Below are 1493 nucleotides of genomic sequence, written 5' to 3'. Positions count from 1 at the left end.
CTAATGGGAGGTGTCGGGTCGGCTGGGAGGCAGACTCGACGTCCGGTAGCCGCGGGCGAGTGAGCACTCCCACCCCTTGGACCGGTGAGTCCTAGGGTCAGACCGTGCCCTTGCCCGTGGTCGGGAGATGAACGGCTGATGGGATGTCGTGCCTGCCGGATTGGCGTGAGCACTGGTCCATTAGGGCGCTGGTTCTCCCGCGGGCTGCCGACGGGTTTCTCGGGATGACGGGAGGCGTTGTGCTGTTCGTCGGTGACGACTGGGCGGAAGATCATCACGATGTGGAGGTGCAGGACCAGCACGGGCGAGTGATGCGAACCGCGCGGCTGCCCGAGGGCGTGGACGGCATGGCCCGCTTCCACGACCTCGTGGCCGGGTTCCTGCCCGAGGATGCCACGCCGGCGCAGGTGCTGGTGTGCATCGAGACCGATCGTGGGCCGTGGGTGCGGGCGCTGGTCGCGGCCGGCTACCAGGTGTTCGGGGTGAACCCGAAGCAGGCCGCGCGGCATCGGGAGTTGGTGTCGCTGTCGGGGGCCAAGAGCGACAAAGGCGACGCGCATGCTCTGGCCGACATGGTCCGCACCCGCCGCCATCAGCTGCGGCAGGTCGCTGCCGATTCCGATCTCGCCGAAGCGGTCAAGGTGGTGGCCCGCACGCACCAGACGCTGATCTGGGAACGCACCCGGCACATGCTGCGGCTGCGCGCGGCGCTGCGGGAGTACTTCCCCGCCGCGCTGGATGCCTACCAGCCGCTGACACTGACAGGCGCCGACACCCTCGAACTGCTGGCCAAGGCACCCACCCCGGACCAGGCCGCCAGACTCACCCTCGCTCAGATCAGCGCGGCTCTCAAACGCGCCCGCCGCCGCGGGATCGCCGACAAGGCCGCCACGATTCAGCAGGCACTGCGCACCGCGCACCTGCGCCAGCCCGACATCGTCACCGCCGCCTACGCGGCCACCATCAACGCCACCGTCGCGATCCTGCAGACCCTCAACGCTCAGATCCGGGCAATGGAAGGCCAGGTTGAGGCGCATTTTGGTCAGCACCCGGACGCTGAGGTCTACCTCAGCCAACCCGGCATCGGCGTGATCCTCGGCGCCCGGGTGCTCGCAGAGTTCGGCGACGCCCCAGGCCGCTACGCCGACGCCAAAGCCCGCAAGAACTACGCCGGCACCGCCCCCATCACCCGCCAGTCCGGCAAATCCAAAACCGTCCACGCCCGCATCGTGCACAACGACCGACTCGTCGACGCCCTCCACACCCAAGCCGGCGCCGCGATCCTGCACGACCCCGCGGTCCGCGCCTACTACGACGAACTCCGCGCCCGTGAAATCGGACACAACGCTGCGCTACGGCAGATCGGCAACCGCCTCGTCGGCATCCTCCACGGCTGCCTCAAGACCGCCACCCGCTACGACCAGACAACCGCCTGGTCACACCGAACCCAACCCGCCGCTGCTTGACATCCAAGCTCCTGGGATGTCTGACCC

Annotated in this window: 1 protein-coding gene; it reads left to right on the top strand. The window is 68.7% G+C overall.

Features of this window, described 5'->3' with window-relative positions; translation table 11 throughout:
* Positions 1-239 precede the first annotated feature (239 nt).
* The gene (locus M2302_RS33015) at positions 240-1466 is read left to right on the top strand and encodes an IS110 family transposase (protein WP_280841709.1); all 1227 of its coding nucleotides are present in this window, start codon (positions 240-242) and stop codon (positions 1464-1466) included.
* Positions 1467-1493: the final 27 nt, after the last annotated feature.

The organism is Micromonospora sp. A200, assembly GCF_029893845.1.
GTDB classification, from domain to species: domain Bacteria; phylum Actinomycetota; class Actinomycetes; order Mycobacteriales; family Micromonosporaceae; genus Micromonospora; species Micromonospora purpureochromogenes.
The sequence above is the reverse complement of the archived record's forward strand: the minus strand, read 5'-3'. Positions and strand labels throughout refer to the sequence as shown.